The organism is Blochmannia endosymbiont of Camponotus sp. (assembly GCF_023586365.1).
Lineage (GTDB): Bacteria > Pseudomonadota > Gammaproteobacteria > Enterobacterales > Enterobacteriaceae > Blochmanniella.
Window position 1 is genome coordinate 120,894 of sequence record NZ_CP097759.1, and the last position, 22,171, is coordinate 143,064.

14 protein-coding genes, 4 tRNA genes and 1 pseudogene are annotated in these 22,171 nt (G+C 28.3%); 6 read left to right on the forward strand and 13 right to left on the reverse strand.

What is annotated here, in order from left to right:
- Position 1 precedes the first annotated feature (1 nt).
- The 5 genes from trpCF to ribA form a co-directional block, all read right to left on the reverse strand.
- A complete protein-coding gene (trpCF, locus tag M9407_RS00490; protein WP_250237228.1) occupies positions 2-1,372 on the reverse strand; it encodes a bifunctional indole-3-glycerol-phosphate synthase TrpC/phosphoribosylanthranilate isomerase TrpF in 1,371 nt (456 codons plus the stop codon).
- Positions 1,350-2,375 (reverse strand): anthranilate phosphoribosyltransferase, encoded by a 1,026-nt coding sequence (gene trpD, locus M9407_RS00495; RefSeq protein WP_250237433.1) that lies wholly within the window; start codon positions 2,373-2,375, stop codon positions 1,350-1,352. The genes trpCF and trpD overlap by 23 nt, the downstream gene beginning before the upstream one ends.
- Complete coding sequence (locus M9407_RS00500; RefSeq protein WP_250237229.1) at positions 2,360-2,974, reverse strand: glutamine amidotransferase-related protein; 615 nt, start codon at positions 2,972-2,974, stop codon at positions 2,360-2,362. Before M9407_RS00500 ends, trpD begins: the two co-directional genes overlap by 16 nt.
- A 2-nt stretch (positions 2,975-2,976) precedes the next feature.
- Positions 2,977-4,539, reverse strand: a complete 1,563-nt coding sequence (locus tag M9407_RS00505; RefSeq protein ID WP_250237230.1) for an anthranilate synthase component 1 — start codon at positions 4,537-4,539, stop codon at positions 2,977-2,979.
- Between the two features lie 3,020 nt (positions 4,540-7,559).
- Positions 7,560-8,159: a GTP cyclohydrolase II gene (ribA, locus tag M9407_RS00510; RefSeq protein ID WP_250237231.1), complete on the reverse strand. Its 600-nt coding sequence runs from the start codon at positions 8,157-8,159 to the stop codon at positions 7,560-7,562.
- A 1,825-nt stretch (positions 8,160-9,984) separates the two neighbouring features.
- Between ribA and M9407_RS00515 the strand changes: the two genes are divergently transcribed.
- The gene (locus M9407_RS00515) at positions 9,985-10,779 is read left to right on the forward strand and encodes an enoyl-ACP reductase FabI (RefSeq protein WP_250237434.1); all 795 of its coding nucleotides are present in this window, start codon (positions 9,985-9,987) and stop codon (positions 10,777-10,779) included.
- 279 nt (positions 10,780-11,058) lie between these two features.
- The gene (locus M9407_RS00520; protein WP_250237232.1) at positions 11,059-11,712 is read left to right on the forward strand and encodes an MBL fold metallo-hydrolase; all 654 of its coding nucleotides are present in this window, start codon (positions 11,059-11,061) and stop codon (positions 11,710-11,712) included.
- Between the two features lie 96 nt (positions 11,713-11,808).
- Here M9407_RS00520 and M9407_RS00525 read toward each other — a convergent pair whose 3' ends face one another.
- The 5 genes from M9407_RS00525 to M9407_RS00545 all read right to left on the reverse strand — a co-directional run bounded on the left by M9407_RS00525 (position 11,809) and on the right by M9407_RS00545 (position 17,196).
- Entirely contained in the window at positions 11,809-13,011 is a 1,203-nt protein-coding gene (locus M9407_RS00525) for an amino acid aminotransferase (RefSeq protein ID WP_250237233.1), read from the reverse strand.
- 214 nt (positions 13,012-13,225) lie between these two features.
- A complete protein-coding gene (gene asnS, locus M9407_RS00530) occupies positions 13,226-14,638 on the reverse strand; it encodes an asparagine--tRNA ligase (protein WP_250237234.1) in 1,413 nt (470 codons plus the stop codon).
- Between the two features lie 345 nt (positions 14,639-14,983).
- Positions 14,984-15,502, reverse strand: a complete 519-nt coding sequence (fabA, locus tag M9407_RS00535; RefSeq protein ID WP_250230925.1) for a bifunctional 3-hydroxydecanoyl-ACP dehydratase/trans-2-decenoyl-ACP isomerase — start codon at positions 15,500-15,502, stop codon at positions 14,984-14,986.
- Between the two features lie 838 nt (positions 15,503-16,340).
- Positions 16,341-16,658 (reverse strand): heat shock protein HspQ, encoded by a 318-nt coding sequence (hspQ, locus tag M9407_RS00540; RefSeq protein ID WP_011282960.1) that lies wholly within the window; start codon positions 16,656-16,658, stop codon positions 16,341-16,343.
- A gap of 208 nt (positions 16,659-16,866) precedes the next feature.
- The gene (locus M9407_RS00545) at positions 16,867-17,196 is read right to left on the reverse strand and encodes a TusE/DsrC/DsvC family sulfur relay protein (RefSeq protein WP_250237235.1); all 330 of its coding nucleotides are present in this window, start codon (positions 17,194-17,196) and stop codon (positions 16,867-16,869) included.
- A gap of 332 nt (positions 17,197-17,528) precedes the next feature.
- Between M9407_RS00545 and M9407_RS00550 the strand changes: the two genes are divergently transcribed.
- Positions 17,529-17,613: transfer RNA gene (locus tag M9407_RS00550), tRNA-Ser, on the forward strand.
- Positions 17,614-17,905: 292 nt separating this feature from the next.
- On the opposite strand, the gene M9407_RS00555 is transcribed toward M9407_RS00550, so the two are convergent.
- Positions 17,906-17,979 (reverse strand) — tRNA-Lys (locus tag M9407_RS00555).
- Positions 17,980-18,477: 498 nt separating this feature from the next.
- Between M9407_RS00555 and pgsA the strand changes: the two genes are divergently transcribed.
- The 3 genes from pgsA to M9407_RS00570 all read left to right on the forward strand — a co-directional run bounded on the left by pgsA (position 18,478) and on the right by M9407_RS00570 (position 19,623).
- Positions 18,478-19,029, forward strand: coding sequence for a CDP-diacylglycerol--glycerol-3-phosphate 3-phosphatidyltransferase (pgsA, locus tag M9407_RS00560; protein WP_250237236.1), 552 nt, complete (start codon positions 18,478-18,480; stop codon positions 19,027-19,029).
- Positions 19,030-19,456: 427 nt separating this feature from the next.
- Positions 19,457-19,527: transfer RNA gene (locus tag M9407_RS00565), tRNA-Cys, on the forward strand.
- A 14-nt stretch (positions 19,528-19,541) separates the two neighbouring features.
- Positions 19,542-19,623, forward strand: a tRNA-Leu gene (locus tag M9407_RS00570).
- Between the two features lie 152 nt (positions 19,624-19,775).
- Here M9407_RS00570 and M9407_RS03325 read toward each other — a convergent pair.
- Positions 19,776-20,724, reverse strand: a pseudogene (locus M9407_RS03325) (L,D-transpeptidase family protein).
- A gap of 378 nt (positions 20,725-21,102) precedes the next feature.
- Positions 21,103-22,026, reverse strand: coding sequence for an LpxL/LpxP family Kdo(2)-lipid IV(A) lauroyl/palmitoleoyl acyltransferase (gene lpxL, locus M9407_RS00585; protein WP_250237239.1), 924 nt, complete (start codon positions 22,024-22,026; stop codon positions 21,103-21,105).
- Positions 22,027-22,171 lie beyond the last annotated feature (145 nt).

Sequence of the window (22,171 nt, forward strand, 5' to 3'; positions counted from 1 at the left end):
TTTAATAAGATCTGATTATTTGGAAGACTTTGATGAGTTTTTGGTGATTTTTAATACCTGGTCTAATTTCAACTCCAGAATTAAAATCTAAACCTAAACAACCTATGTACCCCGCTTTATTACAATTGTCTATTGTTAATCCTCCGGCTAAAATTATTCTATCTAATCGCATATTAGAAAGCAGTGACCAATCAAAAGTTTTTCCACTGCCCCCTCCATTATCTGTTAAATAGCGATCCACGTTTAGTATATTACATTGCGGCAATGGTCTGTGGTTCATATTAATGCTTTTCCATATGTGACATGTCATAGGTAATCGTGTCCGCAAAACATTAATATAATCTTGATCTTCTACGCCATGAAGCTGAACTGCTGCTAGCCCTAATATGTTAACTATGGTAACAATGTAAGAAATTGTGGCATTACAAAATACACCAACATAACTCAAATGTTTTACGCAATAAACAATACGTTGCGCAATTGTGACATTTATGTAGCGAGGCGAAGTGGGAACAAAAATTAGTCCTCCATATATTGCACCTGATTTGTATGCAATATAAGCGTCTTTGACTTGAGTTAGTCCGCATATTTTGTTTTCTCCTAAAATTAATTTTTTAATGGCTACATTAAGATTTGGTTGAGACATTAATATTGTGCCTATTAAAAATCCATTGACATATTGTCTAAGTTTTCTTATATGACAATAATTGCTAATACCAGACTCGCTGATTACAGTGACAGTGTTAGGTATATCTTTGCTTAGAGTAATAGTGCGATTTAAATCAATAGACAAATCATTTAGATTACGATTATTTATACCGATGACTTTAGCTCCTAAATATTTAGCACGCTTTAATTCATCTTCGTTTGCGATTTCTGTTAGTACCCCCATACACAATGTATGAGCTATTCTGACCAGTTTTTGATAGGTTGCATCATCTAAAATTGATAGCATTAGTAAAATAGCATCAGCTTTATGCAAGCGCGCAAAATAAATTTGCCATTCTGAAATAAAGAAATCTTTGCATAATATTGGTTGTTCTACGATGTTGCTCACTTGGTGTAAAATATTAAAATCTCCATGAAAGTATTTATTATCAGTTAATACTGAAATTACTGAGGAGTAATTTTTATAAGTTTGTGCTATTTTGATAGGGTCGAAATCATTACAAATAATACCTTTAGAAGGAGACGCTTTCTTACATTCTAATATAAATATGGTTTGCTTTTTATTGTGGGACACAGCGCTATAAAAATCCCGATTGCTTGCTTGTGTTTTGCTTTTTAAAACATGTAATGAGTGTTGTTTTTTTTGATCAGCTATCCATGTTTTTTTATATGATAAAATTTTATCGAGTATCGTGTGTTTCATGATTTTGTATCTTAGTTTTTGATAAAGAAGTCAAAAGAGTGTAAGGTATACCATGATGCATTTTTTCTAAAGCTAGTTGCGCATTAGCGCGTAGATTGTTATATCCAAATAATTTTAATAATAATGCTACGTTGGCTGCTATTACAGCTAAATGCGCAGCTTTTCCTTTTCCTTTTAATATGTTGATCATGTATTCGTGGGCTTGTTTTTTCGAATAACAACGTAATATTTCTATTGGATACGAGTCCAATCCAAAATCTGATGCTGTCAAAATATAATTCTTTATGATGTTATTGTGTAGTTCCGCTACATGAGTAGGGGAGTGTAATCCCACTTCATCAATCCCTCCACAATGTACTACGATCGCGTGATTATATTTAAGTAATTGTAATATTTGGATTATAGGTGATAGTAACTCTTTTTTGTATACACCAATAAGTGTTAATGGAGGCTTGGATGGATTAATCAATGGGCCTACTATATTAAATAACGTAGGAATTTTTAATTGCTTACGTATGGGCATTATGCGATGTAGCACTGTATAGTATTGCGGGGCATATAAAAAGCATATACCTAATTCATCAAAGTTTTTACGCGCTTGTTGCGGATTGCTGATCATCAAATAATGTTGTTCTAGTAAGTCCATTGATCCCGTTAGATTAGATATACTACGGTTGCCATGTTTAATAATTTTTGCGCCGCAAGTTGAAGCTACAATAGCACTAGTTGTAGAAATATTGATAGTATTACTATTGTCTCCCCCGGTACCTGTAATGTCTGCAAACAAGCTATTTGGACGGGGAAAAGGTTTAGCATGAGTTAATAATATATTTACAGCGCCTACAATTTCTTCAAAGGTCTCTCCACGTATTTTCATACTAATAAGTGCCGATGCAATTTGTATTTCAGATAATTTTTCTTTTATTATGGAGCGTAATAATGCTTCACTTTGTTCTTGGTTAATATTTTTACCTTGATATAGAGTGTCTAAAATGGCTTGCATGTTATTTTTTCCTTGTATAAGCATATTGCCCATGCGATAGTTTGCTGAATAAGTTGCGTTCCGTGAGTTGTTAAGATAGATTCGGGATGGAATTGAAACCCGCAAATCCGATCAGAGTCATTACGTACTGCCATTGCTGTGTGTTTATTGTAATAAGCATTAATTTTTAAATTATTTGGTATATAACTACCTATTAATGAATGGTATCGTCCTACTAAAAAAGGGTTTGGTATATTAGAAAACATAGCTGAATTGTCGTGATGTATCAAAGAAGATTTTCCATGAAAAATTTCTTTTGATTGCGATATACGTCCTCCATAAAATTCTACAATGGCTTGATATCCTAGACAAATTCCGATGATTGGGATTTGTCTGTGTAATTGTGCTATCAATTTTGTCATGCATCCAGCTTTACTAGGAGATCCAGGACCTGGTGATAACATTAAAATTGGGTCTACCATATTCGATAGTGTATCAGTAATGATTGATGCAGGCAGTTGATTAGTATATATCAGTACTTGATGCCCATGATTGCGTAACTGATCTACTAAATTATACGTAAATGAGTCAATGTTATCCAGTAATATTACGTTAACCATTGTTAAAATAATTCCTTAGAACCATGTGCTGTAGAGATGGCATGTAAAACAGCACGTGCTTTGTTACGGCTTTCATCGGCTTCTGATTGAGGTATGGAGTCTATTACTATACCCGCCCCCGCTTGCACTGTAGCTATTTGATTTGTGACGTAGGCTGATCGAATGATGATACATGTGTCTAAATTTCCAGCACCAGTTAAGTATCCAATAGCGCCTCCGTAAGTATTACGACGTGTACCTTCTACCTCATAAATAAGTTGCATAGCTCTAATTTTTGGGGCTCCAGTTAATGTGCCCATATTCATGCATGCACGATAGGCATGTAGTACATCAAGATCATGACGCAACTCTCCTACTACTCTAGATACTAAATGCATAACGAAAGAGTATCTATCTACTTTTAATAAATCAGCTACATAACGGCTACCTGCTTTACAGACGCGCGCTAAATCATTTCTTGCTAAGTCTACTAACATGAGATGCTCTGATAATTCTTTATGATTTAAGCGCATTTCTAATTCTATACGGTTATCTGAATCTGTATCCAATGATCCATCAGTACGATAAGTTCTAGATCGCGTACCAGCGATGGGGTAAATTTCAATTTGTCGAGTATCTGCATTGTATTTTAAAGAACTTTCTGGAGAAGCTCCGAAAAGTGTAAATGCTACGTCTTGCATAAAAAACATGTAAGGACTAGGATTGTTAGTTTTTAGTACATGGTATGCCGCCAATGGTGAAGGGCATGGAAGGAAAAATCGTCGTGAAGGGACAGCTTGTAATATTTCTCCTTGACGTATAGATCTTTGTATTTTACGTATAACTCGCTTATATTTTTCGTCATTTGGCTCACAGCGTAGTGTCATATTGTGTATTTTTGTATAAGGAATAGATTGTGGTGTTTGGTTAATTTGGATTTTTAATTGATTCATCCTAGTTTGTAATCGATCTTTTTCTAAGATATTTGGACTAAATAAGGTAATTTGTAATGAAGCAGTGTATTTTTGATGATCAAACACCAATAATGTTTCGGCTAAATAGAAACAGTAATCTGGGCATTTATAAGTATTAATTAATTGAGGAAAATATTCAAAACAAGATATTAAATCGTAGGAAAATAAACCTCCTAAAAATGTAGCTTTGGGGGTGTTGTGAAGAGGTTGTATTATTTTTAGTAATGAGCGTAGACAGTCAAATATTGAAATCGATCGTAGACATGTATCTTCGTCAGTTGTTGTCTGTGTTGTAGGAAATATAAATTTGATGCTGTCAGAAGTTTTATGAATTTTCACTGTTGTGGGCAACGTTTGCACTAGTAACGGGAGTAAACTTGCGCCATTTTTAGTTAAAGCTTGTACAGTAACGGTTGAGCCATAAGCGGTAATACGCAATGCGCTATCAATAATCATCATACTTTCTATGTTGTGTTTTTTATTAATTTCTGCTGATTCTAATAATAATGTCGAATTACGTTTATTGCATAATTGATTAAAAATGGCTGCTGGATTGGAATGATAGCGCACTTGAATATTTAGACATTTCATCTGATTTTTTTGACATCTCATTATTTTTTTAAATTTCCCAGTGATTTATTTATCAAAAACTTCATTTATATTAAGGGTCTAATTGCAATATTTTTAAGAATAGTAATATTTTAAATAATTGTTTAATTACTAGAAACGGTTTTAATGAGAGAATACTCATTTTATTGCGATGTGATTATATTTATTTTATAGATACACGAATGTTAATGATATTAGTAATACTATTTTTTCTTTAAAATGTCAAATAGCAGTAATTGAAGGATAGTAAAAAACATTTTTTCATTGAATACACTAATGTATATAATGTTGTTAATAGACGGATTATTAGTGAATAATCCGTCTATTATTATACATATCAAATGTATGGGTTTTTTATTTAAGGTATAATTATTGTGACAAATATAAAATTATACTAAATTATAATAAAATATATATATTTTATTGGTTCTTATAGGTCTTGATGGTTTTATTTATAAAAGTGTTATTGCATAATCAAGTATAATAGAATTTAATAAGTGTACTTAAATGATGCTATTAAAAATGTATGTTTATACGCACGCGAAATATATTGGAAATATATTTTTGTAGATATATGATTTTTCGTTATCATGTTGCAATATGATAACGATTTGAGTCGTTATATTTGGTTTGTTTTATTAATTTAATGGTAATTCTAAGATAACGTTAGGATGAGAGTATTTGTATAATTTTATAGTATTTAATAATGTAAAAATATTTATATAAATGCTTTGATTGATAGCTATGAAGGCTTATTTCATGGGGGGGGGTATATGAATTTTTTATTATTTGAATAGCGTGTAAAGATTAAGATTACGTTTAATAACATAAATAGATGGCTATTTATGTTATTAATATATGTAAATTAGATACATTTTATCGAGAGATCTTGTTTACAATAAAGAGAATGAACAGTTATTTTTATTATGTTTTTATTTATGTCAATGTAATTGACTAATTTCATAATTAGTAAGTTATTTTTTATTAAAAATAAAAAATGTTACAGTATTTATAAAAGGATTATTTTAAACATTCAAGATGTGTTCAAGATATAGTTTATTTATATTGATGGTATGAATTAATCTTTAATTAAATTTATAAATAATGCTTGATGGAAACTTACAAGGATTTTACTTAAATTGTTAAAAATAAAGATTATTATGAAGGCTATTATCGTTTGTTGGATACATCTCACTTAATTTATTATAGATTAAATATGAGGTATGTATGTAAGTGTGTTGATTTAAATATATTTAATCCATGATGATATGATATATATATTTAATATTGCATAGAAATGAATTATTTTAATTTTAGTGGTTACGGAAATTTAATTGACAAAATTATAATAAATTATCTATGAAATAATGATTTGTGTGTATTAAAATGATATGAATAAAAACTTATATATAACAATAAAAAATAATTAAGTGTAATGATTTTTATTTATAGATTAAATGTCATTAAATTAATACAAATGTTGACATATAAAATAATAATATTGTTTGTCAATGGTATTATACTAATATGTAAATTTTATTTATAGTGATAATTGTAAGATTGAATAATGTATACATATATGGTTGCAAAATATATATGTATATGACTTTTAGTGGTGTGGATCTATCTTTATTAAGCGAATTTAATGTGTAATATTTATTACAAATCACTATTATTATATAGTCAATGTGATTATACAAAATGAATGTATTCTTTTTTAAAAAAGTTTAAAAATAAGTTGGTGATAGATGATATCCTAAAACAATTGTATATGAATAAAATTCATTGCTATGATTATATAAAATGAAATATTTTAACTCAAATTTTGATGTGTTTTATTATTATTTGTGAAATAATAAATGTTAGTGGGTATGTTATCATAGCAATGATTGTTTGTTAATGAATTTATATTTATAGAGTTTTTTTGAATTGTGATTTCATCTATTCTAAAATAGAAAGTATTGATAATAATCAAATTATTTGAAATTGCAGAGTTATATACATACCATCAATTTTTTTGTACTCCCACAGTGGAGAGGTGTGAAGTGGTTTTAATTAAGGTTAGTTAACAATTAAATATTATTTGTGTTCTGTAGAGAAAAATTGGAAAAATTTATGTAATGGTAATATTATTAAAGATATTTATGTGTGGAGTAAATTAGAATTGATTGATTATTATAAGAATAAGCTAAAGTTATTTTCGTTTGTAGGTGATTGATAATTTGGATCAAAAATTATTTTTTTTTGAATATATTTTTTGTTGGGTCTTTGAAATTAAAATAAATGTTTGAATGTGGATGGATATGCAGATATCTAATTTATTTTAAATAATAGGAGGTCATAATTAAGACATATATAGATTGCGTATATGATGTAAATAAGTTATTCCGAAAAGGAATGACAATACGTAGAAGTATATGCTATGATTTTTTTGAGTTTGGTATAGTTAAATTTGAATGAATTAATATGTTATTTTGAGGGGTTGTACTTAATGCAATAGATAAGATTTTAATTGTGTTGTATGTATTGTTTAATGAATTTAAAAGATAATAGTTTTCTTTGAATTAAAGAAAGATATTATCTTTTTAAGCATTTTCTTTATTTAAAAGAATGTGCAAACTTTATAGTAAATTAGTGTATATTAAAACTCCATTAATTTTAATATTGTTTATCAATGGACTAGCATTTCTTTTAGTTATTTTTATTTAGAATGGACTTATAATTAAGGCTGCGGTTATTTGTTTATAAAAAAATAAATAAAAAATGATTTTTTTAAAAATACGACTTATTAAAAAATTTTAGATAGATTTTATGTAAATTAAATACTGACATTTCAAATTATAATTTTCTTGATTGAAGACAGGCAGGTAAATTGTAATGATTATGTATTTTTAAGAACAGAATATTTACTCGAGTAAATAGAGCATGTGTATATTATTTATTTGTTGCATATAGAAGTAACTAACCAGTTTTGTTATGTAACAAAACGTTTTTGATTTTTTTTAGTTATAATGTTTGTATTTTTATTTGTAATAGCTATAAAATAAATGCCCCAGTTTAGATGCTTTAGTATCTAAATATCTAGAGTTTTCTGGATTTCTTCCTACTATTAGTGGAACTCTTTCTGTGATATTAATACATGATTTATTTAAGATTTCTACTTTTTTTGGGTTATTGGTTAAAATACGTATTTTTTTTACGCGCAGTAATTTTAAAATATCCGCGCAAATAGTAAAGTCTCTTTCGTCGGGAGCAAAACCTAAACATTGGTTTGCCTCTACTGTATCAGCTCCACTATCTTGCAATGCATAAGCACGAATTTTATTTAATAATCCGATATTGCGCCCTTCTTGCCGATGATAAATTAAAATGCCGCGTTTTTCTTCTGTAATACAATGTAATGCGGTTTTTAGTTGAAATCCACAATCACAACGTGAACTAAATAAAGCATCGCCTGTTAAACATTCAGAATGTATTCGTGTTAATACCGGATCTGATCCAGTGATATTTCCATATATTAATGCAACATGATTATGTCTAGTGAAATTTTCTTCAAATCCTACTATTAAAAAATTTCCCCAAAGTGTTGGTAGTCTTGCTTCTGTCACCCGCCTAAGTCGCATGTTATTGCCTCTCTAAAGATGTCATCAAGAATGTCTATTTTTATTAAAGCGTTGATAGTTTCTCAATAATAGTATTGAAGTATAAAAATATGTTATATATACAAATATCCGTATCATATTTTTTTATAGCGCAATAACTTTGTTAATTAATAATTCGATATTTAATACATATTAAATAGCATTGCTATACGTATAATTTTTTAAGTTTGTTATAATAAATATTATATGTGTTATTTATATTAAATATAATATTTATTGATGTTTTTATTTTTAGTGAGTTTTATTAAAAACTATATGAAAAGATGGTATTAAATCAGATAATTACAACTTGTATCTACAATTTTAAATATCAACATCTTTTTAATTTTGAAGTTTTAATAGTATAATGTATTTAATAAAATTTATAAATATCTATTATAGATTATTGGTTTAAGTAAAGTTTTTAAAACATATAAGAATTATACACATAATTGGTATTTATTTTTATATATGTTTGTAATTACAAAGAAAATAAATACTTTTATATTTCATTATACTTATTATCACAAAAGAATAAATGATATGTGAATAGAGAAAATATCATATGTTGTATGTTTTCGATATGAAATTAGTATAATAATTAATGAAATTAGTTAAATATTTGTGCGCAGATATCCTATTGAATATTTATTGTTAAAAAGATAATGGTATTGCTCAGCTTTGAGCTGATATTTTATTTATATAAATAAAACGATTTTAGTAAAATTTTTATATTGTTTGTTATGAACGAAACAGATTTAGGAATTAGTATAATCCTAATTTTATAAGATTTTATTTTCTATGTTTTTATTTTAACGTTAACATATAAATTATAAAAATATAGAGGTATAAATGAATAGAATGAAAAATTCTGTTTTAGGTAAAAATAAAAACAATTGAAATGCGATATTAATTCATGTTAAATAATAGAAACGAATAATAGGGGTATCGAAATGTGATCGATTTTTTTTTAGATAATTTATTCTAAATTTTATATACAAATGAAAGCAAAATACGTGTATAATATCTACTCGATGTATTCCGGATTCAAGTGGAGAGTAAGAGAACGGTAATGTGAATTTTTATTCAAAATTAATAGTGGTTACATAATTCCAAATATATGATTATTATATATATTCATATTTCATGATTTAGAGCATGTAAAGGGATTGTGGAGATCTGAAATCATATCAAAATTAATATTTTTGAGATGTACCAATAAGTAAGTCAAACTTAATTTGAGATTCTACAACAATATAATTAATAAAATCCGGGGTTAAATATATTGACAGATAAAAACAGAGTATTTAAAAATTTTCAAAATGAATGATGAATCGTAATGATTTGATAAATTGTTTATAAATGTGAGTTTTTGATTAAATTTATTTAATAATTGTGATGGTTGAACAGAAATAAATGGTTGTATCCTTGATTAAGATATAGTAGAAAATTTTTAATATTTGATAAATCATTAATTAATTATCCGAAAAGTAGAGTTGGCTTATGATATGATGAATAATTCATGATGATTTACATTTATATTGGTATTTGCGACATGACTAGCGTAGATTTACCATGGTAATTAAACCGCAGTTTATAGATATGGTTATCATGACAGTAGGAATATTTTATAAAATTTTTTAACAGTAACTTATACAACTAAGATTAAAAAACGATTTTGCTACAATAATAGACAAATTTATAAACATGTAATAATATTTGTTACAATTAATTTTGAATGATTGATGTGTTAGTTATATTGTTAAATATTAATCATAACAAACGTTATATTTTTGGAGATACAAGAATGGCATTGCTTAGTAATAAGCGAATTTTAGTTACCGGTATAGCTAACAATAGATCTATAGCTTACGGTATAGCTCAGTCCTTACATAGAGAAGGTGCTGAGTTAGCTTTTACTTATCATACCGATAAATTAAAATTGAGAGTACAAAATCTATCTAAAAATTTTGATTCTGATATTGTGTTGCCATGTGATGTATCTGAAGATTCTTGTATAGATAAATTATTTGTTGAGTTGAATAAAAAGTGGTCGACTTTCGATGGTTTTGTACATGCGATAGCGTTTGCTCCCACTGATCAATTGACAGGTGATTATGTAGATACTGTTACTCGTGAAGGGTTTACATTGTCCCATACTATTAGTTCTTATAGCTTTGTAGGAATAGCTAAAGCATGCAGGAACATGCTTACCAATAGCGCATCCTTAGTTACATTGACTTATTTAGGTGCTATGCGTGCTACTCCTTATTATAATGTAATGGGATTAGCTAAAGCTTCATTGGAAGCGAATACTCGTTATATGGCCAATGCCATGGGACCAAAAGGTATTCGCGTTAATGCGATTTCTTGTGGGCCTGTTCGCACTTTGGCGTCCTCTGGTATTAAGAATTTTAAAAAAATGTTATTGTGTTACCAAAGGCAATCACCGATTCGTCGTAATATTTCCATTGAAGAAATTGGAAATGTTGCTGTATTTTTGTTTTCTGATTTATCATCTGGGATTACTGGTGAAATAATTTATGTTGATGGTGGATTTAATATCGCATCTAATATAGATGATGTAGAACAATCAATGTAATTAGTAACGTAGGATGTAGTTATTATATTTGAAATGTTATTAAAGAATAATATGCTTATATCTTATGTTTAAGATCGTTCATGTTTTTAACATTTTTGGGTTATGATGAATATGTGATGTCTTTAATAATTTATTTTTTATTGTAGAATTTAATATAATTTTTATAATGTGATTGTGTTGAAAATATGATTTATAATGGTAGATTCGTGTTTTGAGAATAATAATCACAATAATAATTATTAATGTTTAGAACTAGACGTACACGATAATGGAATAGATATGCGATATAATATTATACCAGTTACTCCTTTTCGTCAAAATTGTTCAATAATTTGGTGCGAAGTAACACATGAAGCAGTTTTAGTAGATCCTGGGGGAGAAAGTGATAAATTACGATCAGAAATAGATAAATTAGGAGTAAAAATAAATAAAATTTTATTAACTCATGGTCATTTTGATCATGTTGGTAGTGCTATGGAGTTACGACAGTATTATAACATTCCAATACTAGGTCCAAATAGAGCTGATCAATCGTTGTTAGATGACTTATCTGTGCAATGTAGAATGTTAAATGTAGATCTCCCTAATAGTAGTACTACAGCAGTTATTCCAGATGTTTGGCTAGAAGATGGCGATACGGTACAAGTAGGTCACGAAGTTTTTGATGTATTATATTGTCCAGGACATTCTCCGGGACACATAGTATATTGGAATAAGATACGAAAATTTATGGTGACGGGAGATGTATTATTTAAAAAAAGTATTGGTCGCACGGATTTGCCCGGAGGGAGTATTACAGTTTTAATTAATTCTATTAAGACTAAATTGTTTCCATTGGGAGATGACATTATTTTCTTGCCAGGACATGGCAGCACCTCTACGCTGGGTTATGAGCGTTTAAATAATATTTACGTAACACATACAACATCATAGTAAAATTTTAGGATTCGCTCTAGTTAGAGAAAGTCTTTAGATTTAAGAGCATTCCGATCGAGCGAAGTATGTGTTTAATCTTAACCACCAAGATGGTTAAGATGTTTGTAAAGTTTTAATTATAGAGTTGCTTACATAAGCGATGTTATCATCTGATAACCCAGATAAATTAATTCTACCCGCTCCTACTAGATAAATACCAAATTGGTTTCTTAATCTCATCACTTGATTTTCGTTTAAACCCATAAAAGAAAACATACCACATTGTCGTTCGATAAAACTGAAATCTTTATTTTTGTTATTAGTTTGTAAAGTATTTGCAAATAATTTTCTCATATGATTGATGTTTTCTCGCATGTTTTTTAGTTCTGCTTCCCATGTAGATCGTAAAACTTTGTTGTTTAATATCAAAGATACAATGGATGCTCCATGAGCTGGTGGATTAGAATAATTGCCACGAATAATAACACGTAATTGACTTAATGCGCGTTCAGCATCATCATTATTATTAGTGATTACAGTACACGCTCCTATACGTTCATTATACAACCCGAAGTTTTTTGAATAAGAATTACATACTATCAGTTCTGAATTTTTTTTACAGAAAATATATAAACCTTCAAGATCTTCTTGCAAACTACGAGAAAATCCTTGATAAGCTAGATCAAATAAAGGTAGCCATTGTTTTTTTTCTGATAATTCCGATAGTATACCCCATTGTTCAGCATTAGGATCAATGCCTGTAGGGTTATGGCAGCAACAATGGAATAATACGACATCATTAGGTTTAACGTCTTTTAAACTTGAATATAATTCATCAAAACTTAGTGAATGAGTGATACTATTATAATAAGGATAAGTACATATTTTTAATCCTGCAGCAAGGAAAATATTTCTATGATTGATCCAAGTAGGAGAACTAATCCATATGCGTTTAGAATTGGTATTTTTTATTATAAATTCAGCTGCAATACGTAACGCACCAGTCCCTCCGGGAGCTTGAACAGTTCGCATGCGTTTTTTTGAAACAATAGAATTATCATTTGTTCCAAATAACAAATGTTGAGTCGCAGTATTAAAGGAATGTAAACCTTCTATGCTAAGATAATTTTTGCTGATTTCATGTTTTAATAACCATTCTTCAGCTTGTTTGACGCTAGCTAAAACGGGAGTATTTTTCAGTTTATCGATATATACGCCTATTCCTAGATTAATTTTATTTTTTTGTTCATCAGCATCATAAATTTCCGATAAACCAAGAATTGGATCATCAGGTGCCATTTTAATAGATTTAAACATAACATGTATCCGTATTTATTATAATATGCAGAATATTTTATATATATCAAAAACTATCATGTTTTTCCAATTATTTATATTGAAATTTTCAATTTTAATAATATAAGAATATAAATATATAATCATGTATATAATAATGTGCATATATGGATGTTTTTTAAGCATTATCATTAGATTTATTTTATTTATGTATTTTTTATATCTATAGATTTTATCAAAAATTAATGTTTTTTGAGGTTCTGGGAAACGGAATGACGTCTCTAATATTTTTTATTCCTGTTACATATATCATTAATCTTTCAAAACCTAACCCGAACCCTGAATGAGGTACTGTTCCGTAGCGTCGCAGATCACGATACCACCAATAATTTTCTTGCGTTAGACGGTTTTCTTGTAATCTTTGATCTAACTTTGATAATCTTTCTTCTCTCTGTGAACCTCCAATTATTTCGCCAATCCCGGGAACTAAAATATCCATAGAAGCTACAGTTTTATTATCATCGTTTAAACGCATATAGAAGGCTTTGATGTTTTTTGGGGAGTTTTTTATTATTACTGGGGATTTAAAATATTCTTCCGACAGATATTTTTCATGTTCAGAGAATAAATCTGTTCCCCAATGGATCGGATTATTAAATTTTTTGTTGCATGTTTTTAATAATTTTATTGCTTCAGTATATTCTATATGATTGAATTTAATCTCAGAGAAATTTTCTAGGATAGAAATAATATTTTTGTTTATTTTTGCAACTAAGTATTTTATATCGTCAGAACGTTTTTCAAGGAGTATTCTGACGATATTTTTAAGCAAAGATTCTGCTAAAATGATAATGTCATCTAAAGTCATAAATGCAGCTTCTGGCTCTATCATCCAAAATTCAGATAAATGTCGATTTGTATTAGAATATTCTGCTCTAAAAGTTGGACCAAAAGTATATACTCTTGATAACGCACAAGCATAAGCTTCTGCATTTAATTGACCTGATACTGTTAAAAAAGCTTTTTTACCGAAAAAGTCATAGGTATTGTGAGTATGATGTGATTTTTCGTTTGAATTATTTAAAATTTGTTGAGTTTCTGAAGTAGTAGATACACAGAACATTTTACTGCTTCCTTCAGTGTCGCATGCGGTGATTATAGGGGTAGGAATCCATATAAATTCTTGTTTATGCAAAAAGTTATGAATAGCTTGTGATAACGCGTCTCTGATACGAGCAACAGCGCCAATTGTATTAGTACGTGGTCTCAGATGAGAAAATTCACGTAGATATTCCATAGTATGTTTTTTAGCAGTTATTGGGTAAGTACTAGGGTCGTCTATCCACCCTAATATTTTAATGTTTTTTGCAATTACTTCAACATGTTGTTTTATACCAATGGATTTCACTAGCATTCCCACAATTATAACTGAGCAACCGCTAGTTAAACGTAATATTTCATTTTTATAGTTATGTAACTTATTATGCGCAATTATTTGTAATGAGTTGATACATGAACCATCGTATAGATCTAGGAAGGAAATTTTAGCTTTAGAATCTCGTCGGGTACGAATCCAACCTTGTATAGTAATTTCAGTATTTTTTGATACATGACCGCGTAATATATCCGCTACTGATACTACATTCATTCTATAGTCTCCTAATTTTTAGACTAATAATATTTTACTTTTAGTTATATTATAAATTTTTAACATCATATACTGATAATTATATTTTGAAATAGTATATAGTCTATATATTGCTCATAATTTTTATTTCTTTGAGCACACTCGTGCTTAGATATAGATAACTGTTATAAATTTAATGCATTTTTTAATCAAAGATATACATTATTATAATAATGCATATTGTTTAGTTGTTGTAATCTATAATAAATAGGTTATTTTATGCGAAATAAACTAAATTTTGATGGAGTTAGTTCATATAGAGAAGTTAATACTCAAAAATATTTTCATATTTTATATCTAAATATTTTAGAATACTGTAGAATTTTTAAATAATCCGACTTTTAAATCAGTTGCGGTATAAATTATTTTCCCATCACACAATACTTCACCATCAGCCATTCCCATAATTAGCTTTCTGTTGATGATTCTTCGAAAATGAATCAAGTAAGTAACTTTTTTAGATGTAGGTAAAATTTGGCCAGTAAATTTAACCTCTTTTACTCCTAAAGCGCGTCCTTTACCTTCTCCTCCGAGCCAACCGAGGTAAAACCCTACTAATTGCCACATAGCATCCAATCCTAAACATCCCGGCATAACTGGGTCTTTTATAAAATGACAATTAAAAAACCACATATCTGATTGAATATCTAATTCTGCTTCTATAAATCCTTTATTATAATTTCCTCCATTTTTAGTCATTTTTATTACTCGATCCATCATCAGCATGTTAGGAGCGGGCAGCGTAGGTCCGTTTTTTCCAAACAATTCACCTCTACTGGAAGCTAATAGATCTTCTTTTGTATAGTATTCACGTTTATTAAGCATAGTATATCTCATCTTATGAATATATTGCTCATTTCGTACAATATAAAATATCAAACTATTAAATGCGATTGTATTCTGTATGTATATATGTATATGATGAAAAAGATTTATTACATTATATATCTAGTGATTTTATAAAATGATTAAATTTTTTGATAAAAAGTTTAAATCATTATGTTTTAACTAGACTCAAAATTGTATGTTCATTTTCTAATTTATTCTATTATATTTGTTTTAGCCTGAAAAATATTATTGTTTATTAAATATATATGAATCTATTTGAGTGTGCGCAGTTATATTTGATATGTATTATTTTTAATATAACAATGGTTATTTTTTTGATATCAAAATATGATTTTGATGGGGTATGATTTTATAAACATATATTTCCTAAAAAATATCTTTTTACTAAAGATAATTAAATATATACGTATGCATACGTATATATTATGTTCTATTTAAAAATTAATTTTGTATTAGATGAATGCGAATCTAAATTACAACAAAATATGTCAATTAGTATTTATTACAATTAAAATATGGCTTAAAATATTTTAAGCACCAATTGATATGTTTGAGTACGCGCTTCTTATAGGTTATGGAGAGAACAGTTATGGTATGATTGAAAATTAATTACTGCGATTAAATTTTTATTTAAGTTTGATATTAAATAATAGATATGTCTAAAATTTAAGATATTATTGAAATCAAATGGTTACATTTGATTATAAATATAACCATTCGAAGCAGTATTTAAATACTATCATACTTTGTATGGGAAATATAATATTTTTAATTAATTTGCATATACATATAAACAGTTTTTTAGATATATAGATTAATTTCTTAATCTTGGTGTTTGCAGTTGTAAACGAATAGATTCAGAAAGCTCATCTAAAGTTGTTTGTTCCGGATGTGTTAGTATGTTTTCATACCCTAGTTGTACTTCTGCTAAGTAAGTATGCATGGGTTTTCCTTCTTCATCTTCCATAACAACATGATACCAGGGAGATTTGCGTAGGGTGTCGTTTTTTGTAATTTCATCTAATGTAGGTTTTTCAAGAGAATATTCTGGATCTATATCTATTATTACTCCCAAGTACCCTAATAATTTATGTCGTACTTGTTGTCCTATTCCAAATTTGCTAGCTATCATAACACCCCTCCCATTAAATATTATCTACTGAAAATAATAGAATAGATATGGGATAAGATAATAAAATCAAGTGTAAATTATTATTAAGTAGATTTGATATAAATGAATATTTTTTTCATGTTAAATAAATTTAATAGCCTTCTATTTTAATATTAAAAATATTTAGTACAATAATTTGTTATAAATTTAAAAAATTGTGATTATTGTATCATAAACATTTAACGGGCTTAGGAAGACCAGAAATTTTTGCAATTTTTTGAGCTGCAGATCCTTTTGGAAATAAACGAGCAAGGTATTGACTATTTCCTTTTTCTTTACCGTGTTTAAGCGCTATAGCATTGATTAATATTCTAATTTTTGGTAGCGAATTAAATTCCATATAAAATTTTCGTGCAAAATATATAATTTCCCAATGTATTGTATTCAGTGTAATTCCTTCTAATTTAGCGATATTCCTTGCAATGTCTTCATTCCAATCTTCAAGGTGAATTAAATATCCTTGTGTATCAACATTAGCATTAATTTGGCTATATTTCATAGGTTTAGTCCTGAATTACTTAATAAATTTATTATTATTAAATAATAATAATGTGTGGAAACTAAAAATGGTGTTTAAGTTTATATACAATCAAAATTGTATTAGCTATGAGTACGTATATTTATAGTAATATAATATCCTACTTGATATAGGTTAATAATGTCACTAAATGTGGTCTTTTGTTTATAGGAATTATTTTTTTATAATTCAGTATTGATTTCAGTATTAAATTAATAATTTAAACCATTTAAGTTTTTATTATACGTAAAAGTATAATGTATTTATTGTATGCACTAAAAATGATAAAATAATTATATTGTTTTAAATCTTATGGAGGAGTGGCCGAGTGGTTTAAGGCGCCGGTCTTGAAAATCGGTAATGCCAAAGCATTCTAGAGTTCGAATCTCTACTCCTCCGGATATTTAAAGTATAGTGATTATTTTTTCGTACTGATGGAATGTGATAAAACCAAGATTTTTTATTATTTTTAAAAATTGTATAAGCAATATACTTCTTAAAAAGTAGTTATTTTGATAATTAATATATAGTTTTTCATTATCCTGTTTAAGGACGTGGGTTTAGAAGTGGTTATTAAAGTTTTTTGATCTAATACTTCAGTTATTTTGTAGATATATATTTATGTTAAACATTTTAAAAGATTCTTCTAATTTACTGAAAATGTTAGTGGATATTGCAGTGTTTAATTGATTGGGTCGTGTAGGATTTGAACCTACAACCAATTGATTAAGAGTCAACTGCTCTGCCATATTGAGCTAACGACCCAACTATACTTTAAAGATATGATACCATGTTAGTAACTAAATTGAATTTTTGATTATTTATTATTTATATATTATTATGATTATTATGTGTAATTGGTTATTTAATGGGCTAAAGACAGCTCAATTAATTATAAGTAAGTCATAGATATTGTATTAGCAGTAGTGGAGGATTGTTGTTCTTAATATTTTATTATATTACATAGTAATAGAGCAAATTGATGATTATGTATTTTATAAATATTTATAATGTGAGGTTGCAACGATGTAGTTTATTAAATGAATTGATACTATATTTTAGTCTTATGCTATAAGAATATTGATTATAAGCTAAATGAGTGGTAGTTTATCTAATTAATAAATTTTTTGATTATATTAATAGCGAATAGTGTATTGTGTGAGTTTTTTTGATAAACATAAGGGATGGAGTGTATATTTGTAAAGTTGTAGTACTTTCAAGAGTTACGTCCTAATTTTTGTTAAATTAATTGTTTTTGTTATTATGGATTGTATTAATATACCAACATATCTTACTTTATTGCGTGTTATCATGGTGCCATTTTTTACGGTAATATTTTATTTGCCTGTAAAGTGGGCGCCGATGACATGTACCATTATGTTTTTTGTTGCGGCTATTACGGATTGGTTTGATGGATTTTTGGCTCGTCGTTGGAAACAAACTACTAACTTTGGTAAATTTTTAGATCCAGTAGCAGATAAAGTTATGATAGTTGCAGCGCTTGTTTTAATAGCTGAGCATTTTCATGCATGGTGGATCACATTGCCAGCATCTATTATAATTATTCGTGAAATGATTATATTAGCATTACGTGAATGGGTTGCTGCTATTGGTAGTCGTAATGAAATTGGGGTTTTATGGATTAGTAAAATTAAAACATTTGTACAAATGTTGGCTTTAACTGCATTACTGTGGAACTCGGATGAATGGATAGTAATTATAGGTATTGTTGCTTTATACGTTTCAGTGTTATTAACATTTTGGTCTATGTGCCTTTATTTATATATTGTGCGATATGATTTGTTTAATTATTGATTTTTATTTATATAGATTATAATTTTAAGACGAGAATTTAATTATATTTGTTTGAAAACTAGATAGCATATCAATGCTATCATCTATTAATAGATGTAGGTTGTTTATGTAAATTTGTATGTATTTAAACATTGAATACATACTACATAAGTAGTAAGCATATATTTATTTAAAGATACAAATATAATTTGATATAGATCTCAAACATCAATATTATATTCATCATTTTGATGTTTGAGATCTATATCGTGTAGGAGCTATATATTTTTTAAATAAAAGGATAGTTTGTTAATCGTTGTAGATTTATTATTTTTAAATTAATCAGTAACAAATTTAAATTGTTAGTGAAGAATACATGATTAAAATGTGGTTATGTTGATAAGGTTATGTATGGGGTTGTTACATATTTGATTAACGTTGTTTATGAGGCGCGTTGGCAGAATGGTTATGCATCGGATTGCAAATCCGTATATCTCGGTTCAATTCCGAGACGCGTCTTTTTATTCTAAATAGCCCGGGTGGTGGAATTGGTAGACACAAGGGACTTAAAATCCCTCAGCTTTGACTGTACGAGTTCAAATCTCGTCCCGGGTAGTTTGCTGTAATTCTTCTGTCTGTGATAAAAATTTTTTTAAATATTAAAAATGGTTTTTATTTAAAAATAAATTGACTTAATGATTGTTAATATGTGTTTAAAGTAGCAATGCCATTATATTTAAGAATGGGTGGTTGGTTGTTTGTAATAGTTATTTGTTTTTATTGTTAGTGAGTTTTCGCGTGATGTTTGTCGGTATACCGGAACGATCTTTTAACGCTTTGTTAATTATTTCATAATCTACATTGGAATCATTTATTAATGTAGATCGTATTTGTTGTTCTAAGTGCGCTATTATCGATGCTTCTGACTGTTTTTTCTCTTTGTTACAAGACAACGGATTATGAATTTCTAAATACCGCATACCGTTTTTTTCAACAGTACTTTTTACAGGTTCATTTATAAATTGCACTTTAGTGCCGACGGGGACAATGTTAAATAAGTATTCAATATCTGCAGGACGTAATCTTATACAGCCGCGGGTTATTCTCAGGCCAATTCCAAAATTGCTATTGGTGCCGTGGATTGCGTAATTTTTTTCTAAGTATAAAGCATACAGTCCCATAGGGTTATTAGATCCAGCCGGAAATATGGTAGGTAAAATTTCTCCATGTTTAATGTATTCATCACGCATACTTTTGGTAGGGGTCCAAATGGGATTTTTTTTTATGTGTTATTGATGTTATCCAATGTGATGGCGTTGCATTTCTAACGGTCCCGATAGCTATCGGCAACACAATTACGGTATTTTTTTTTTCAGGATAATAGTATAATCGCATTTCAGCGTTGTTAATAACAATGCCTGAATGAGGCGTATTTGGTAAAATTAATTGATGTGGAATTATTAATCGTTTTTCTGAATCTGGAAGATAGACATCGACGTCGGGATTAGCTTCTAACATGTTGCTTATTCCTACTTGAAATTGTGCAGAAAAATATTCAAGAGAATATGTATTGTTTTTAGGTGTGACAATTTCTATATTCTCGCCTATTAGTCTGTCATTGTTATCGGGTAATGTATAAACAGTAGCAGAAGCAAAATAATGATATAAACCAGCAATAAAAAATATTATTTTATAAAAATATATTTTTGTACTCATATTTATTTATATTGTTTAAAAATTTATGTTTTGGTTATTTTTATATATGATTAATAGCGTTGTAAAAATTATTTTAAAAAATTTTTAAGAACGTTTAATTAAAACTTATAATCAATCAACGTGATTCTTCATCATATCAAAAAATTGTATGAAATTGCAGCAGTATATAATAATTTAATTTTTATTAATTTTAAAAAATGATTTCTTAGTTAAAGAAAAACATTTTGAGTATAATGTGATTTAATAATATTTAATATGAAATAAAATGAATAGATTACGCATATTTGTTCGTATCTGCATTTGTACCAATAATAATTTACATAATATGATTAATTTTATTGGCCTGCAACCAGTCGTTTTGATTTTGTTTTTGTTTAATTAATATAAAGAAGATTCTCCAGGCGGACGGGTTTTAAATCGACGATGTAGCCACATATATTGGTCAGGGGCTAGTAAGATTACTTGTTCGATTACTTTATTAATGTGTTTGATCATATCGATATTTGTGTCTAAAGGTATTTCATCTTGTTTATTTGGCAAAATTAGCAGTTCATATCCAAGAACATTAGGTAATCTGCGTGCCACAAAAGGAACAATTGCAGGTTTAGCTATTTTTGTGAGTATATAAGTACCAATAGTACTCGCTGCATTTGACACTGCGAATAAGGGGGCAAATACACTGTTTTTATATCCGTAATCATGATCTGGTGCATACCAAACAATTTCCCCGTGTTGTAAAGCTTTAATCATGCCTTTAATATTAGTACGATCCAACATTGTTTTATTCGATCTTAATCGGCCCTTAGTTTGTAACCAGTTTAATAATGGATTATCATTAGGACGGTAGACACCAATACCTGGATTCAGCATACCTAAAATTCGAGCACCTAATTCTAAGGTGAAAAAATGCACCCCAATCAATAATATGCCTTGATTTTTTTTTCGTGCTTGGGTTATGCTATCTAGCCCATTAATTTTAAACCAGCGTTTAATTCTATGTTCTGACCAAAACCAAGCCATTCCAGTTTCAAATATCCCCATACCTATGGATTCACAATTTTTGTTGAACAAATCTTGTTGTTCTTGATTTGGTAAATTAGGAAAACAGAGTTCTAAGTTTCTACGAATAATACGCATGCGATTTATCATAAAATATTTTGTAATACGACCAATTCTAGTACCAAGATAGTGTATGATAGGATAAGGGAGTAATACTAAAATATATAATGTTCCTATACCTATCCAAATTAACCAAAATCGTGGGCGCAAGAAAGAGTAATTAAAAACCGGAAGTTTATTCATACGTAGTTAACATCATATAAACGACACAATAAAAATGTATTAGCATATATTACAATATATATTGTGATAATAATATATATTTTAGGAATCTATTTTCACAAAATTGCACATACATACACTTGATAATAGCATATCTTAAATGCTT

Excerpts from the sequence above, each read along its gene's own strand:
- fabA (WP_250230925.1), bottom strand. The coding sequence starts at position 15,502 with ATGCTTAATAAACGTGAATACTATACAAAAGAAGATCTATTAGCTTCC.
- asnS (WP_250237234.1), bottom strand. The coding sequence starts at position 14,638 with ATGAATGTAGTATCAGTAGCGGATATATTACGCGGTCATGTATCAAAA.
- M9407_RS00505 (WP_250237230.1), bottom strand. The coding sequence starts at position 4,539 with ATGAGATGTCAAAAAAATCAGATGAAATGTCTAAATATTCAAGTGCGC.
- pgsA (WP_250237236.1), top strand. The coding sequence starts at position 18,478 with ATGGATTGTATTAATATACCAACATATCTTACTTTATTGCGTGTTATC.
- M9407_RS00515 (WP_250237434.1), top strand. The coding sequence starts at position 9,985 with ATGGCATTGCTTAGTAATAAGCGAATTTTAGTTACCGGTATAGCTAAC.
- M9407_RS00545 (WP_250237235.1), bottom strand. The coding sequence starts at position 17,196 with ATGAAATATAGCCAAATTAATGCTAATGTTGATACACAAGGATATTTA.
- lpxL (WP_250237239.1), bottom strand. The coding sequence starts at position 22,026 with ATGAATAAACTTCCGGTTTTTAATTACTCTTTCTTGCGCCCACGATTT.
- trpCF (WP_250237228.1), bottom strand. The coding sequence starts at position 1,372 with ATGAAACACACGATACTCGATAAAATTTTATCATATAAAAAAACATGG.
- M9407_RS00525 (WP_250237233.1), bottom strand. The coding sequence starts at position 13,011 with ATGTTTAAATCTATTAAAATGGCACCTGATGATCCAATTCTTGGTTTA.
- trpD (WP_250237433.1), bottom strand. The coding sequence starts at position 2,375 with ATGCAAGCCATTTTAGACACTCTATATCAAGGTAAAAATATTAACCAA.
- hspQ (WP_011282960.1), bottom strand. The coding sequence starts at position 16,658 with ATGATAGCTAGCAAATTTGGAATAGGACAACAAGTACGACATAAATTA.
- M9407_RS00500 (WP_250237229.1), bottom strand. The coding sequence starts at position 2,974 with ATGGTTAACGTAATATTACTGGATAACATTGACTCATTTACGTATAAT.
- ribA (WP_250237231.1), bottom strand. The coding sequence starts at position 8,159 with ATGCGACTTAGGCGGGTGACAGAAGCAAGACTACCAACACTTTGGGGA.
- M9407_RS00520 (WP_250237232.1), top strand. The coding sequence starts at position 11,059 with ATGCGATATAATATTATACCAGTTACTCCTTTTCGTCAAAATTGTTCA.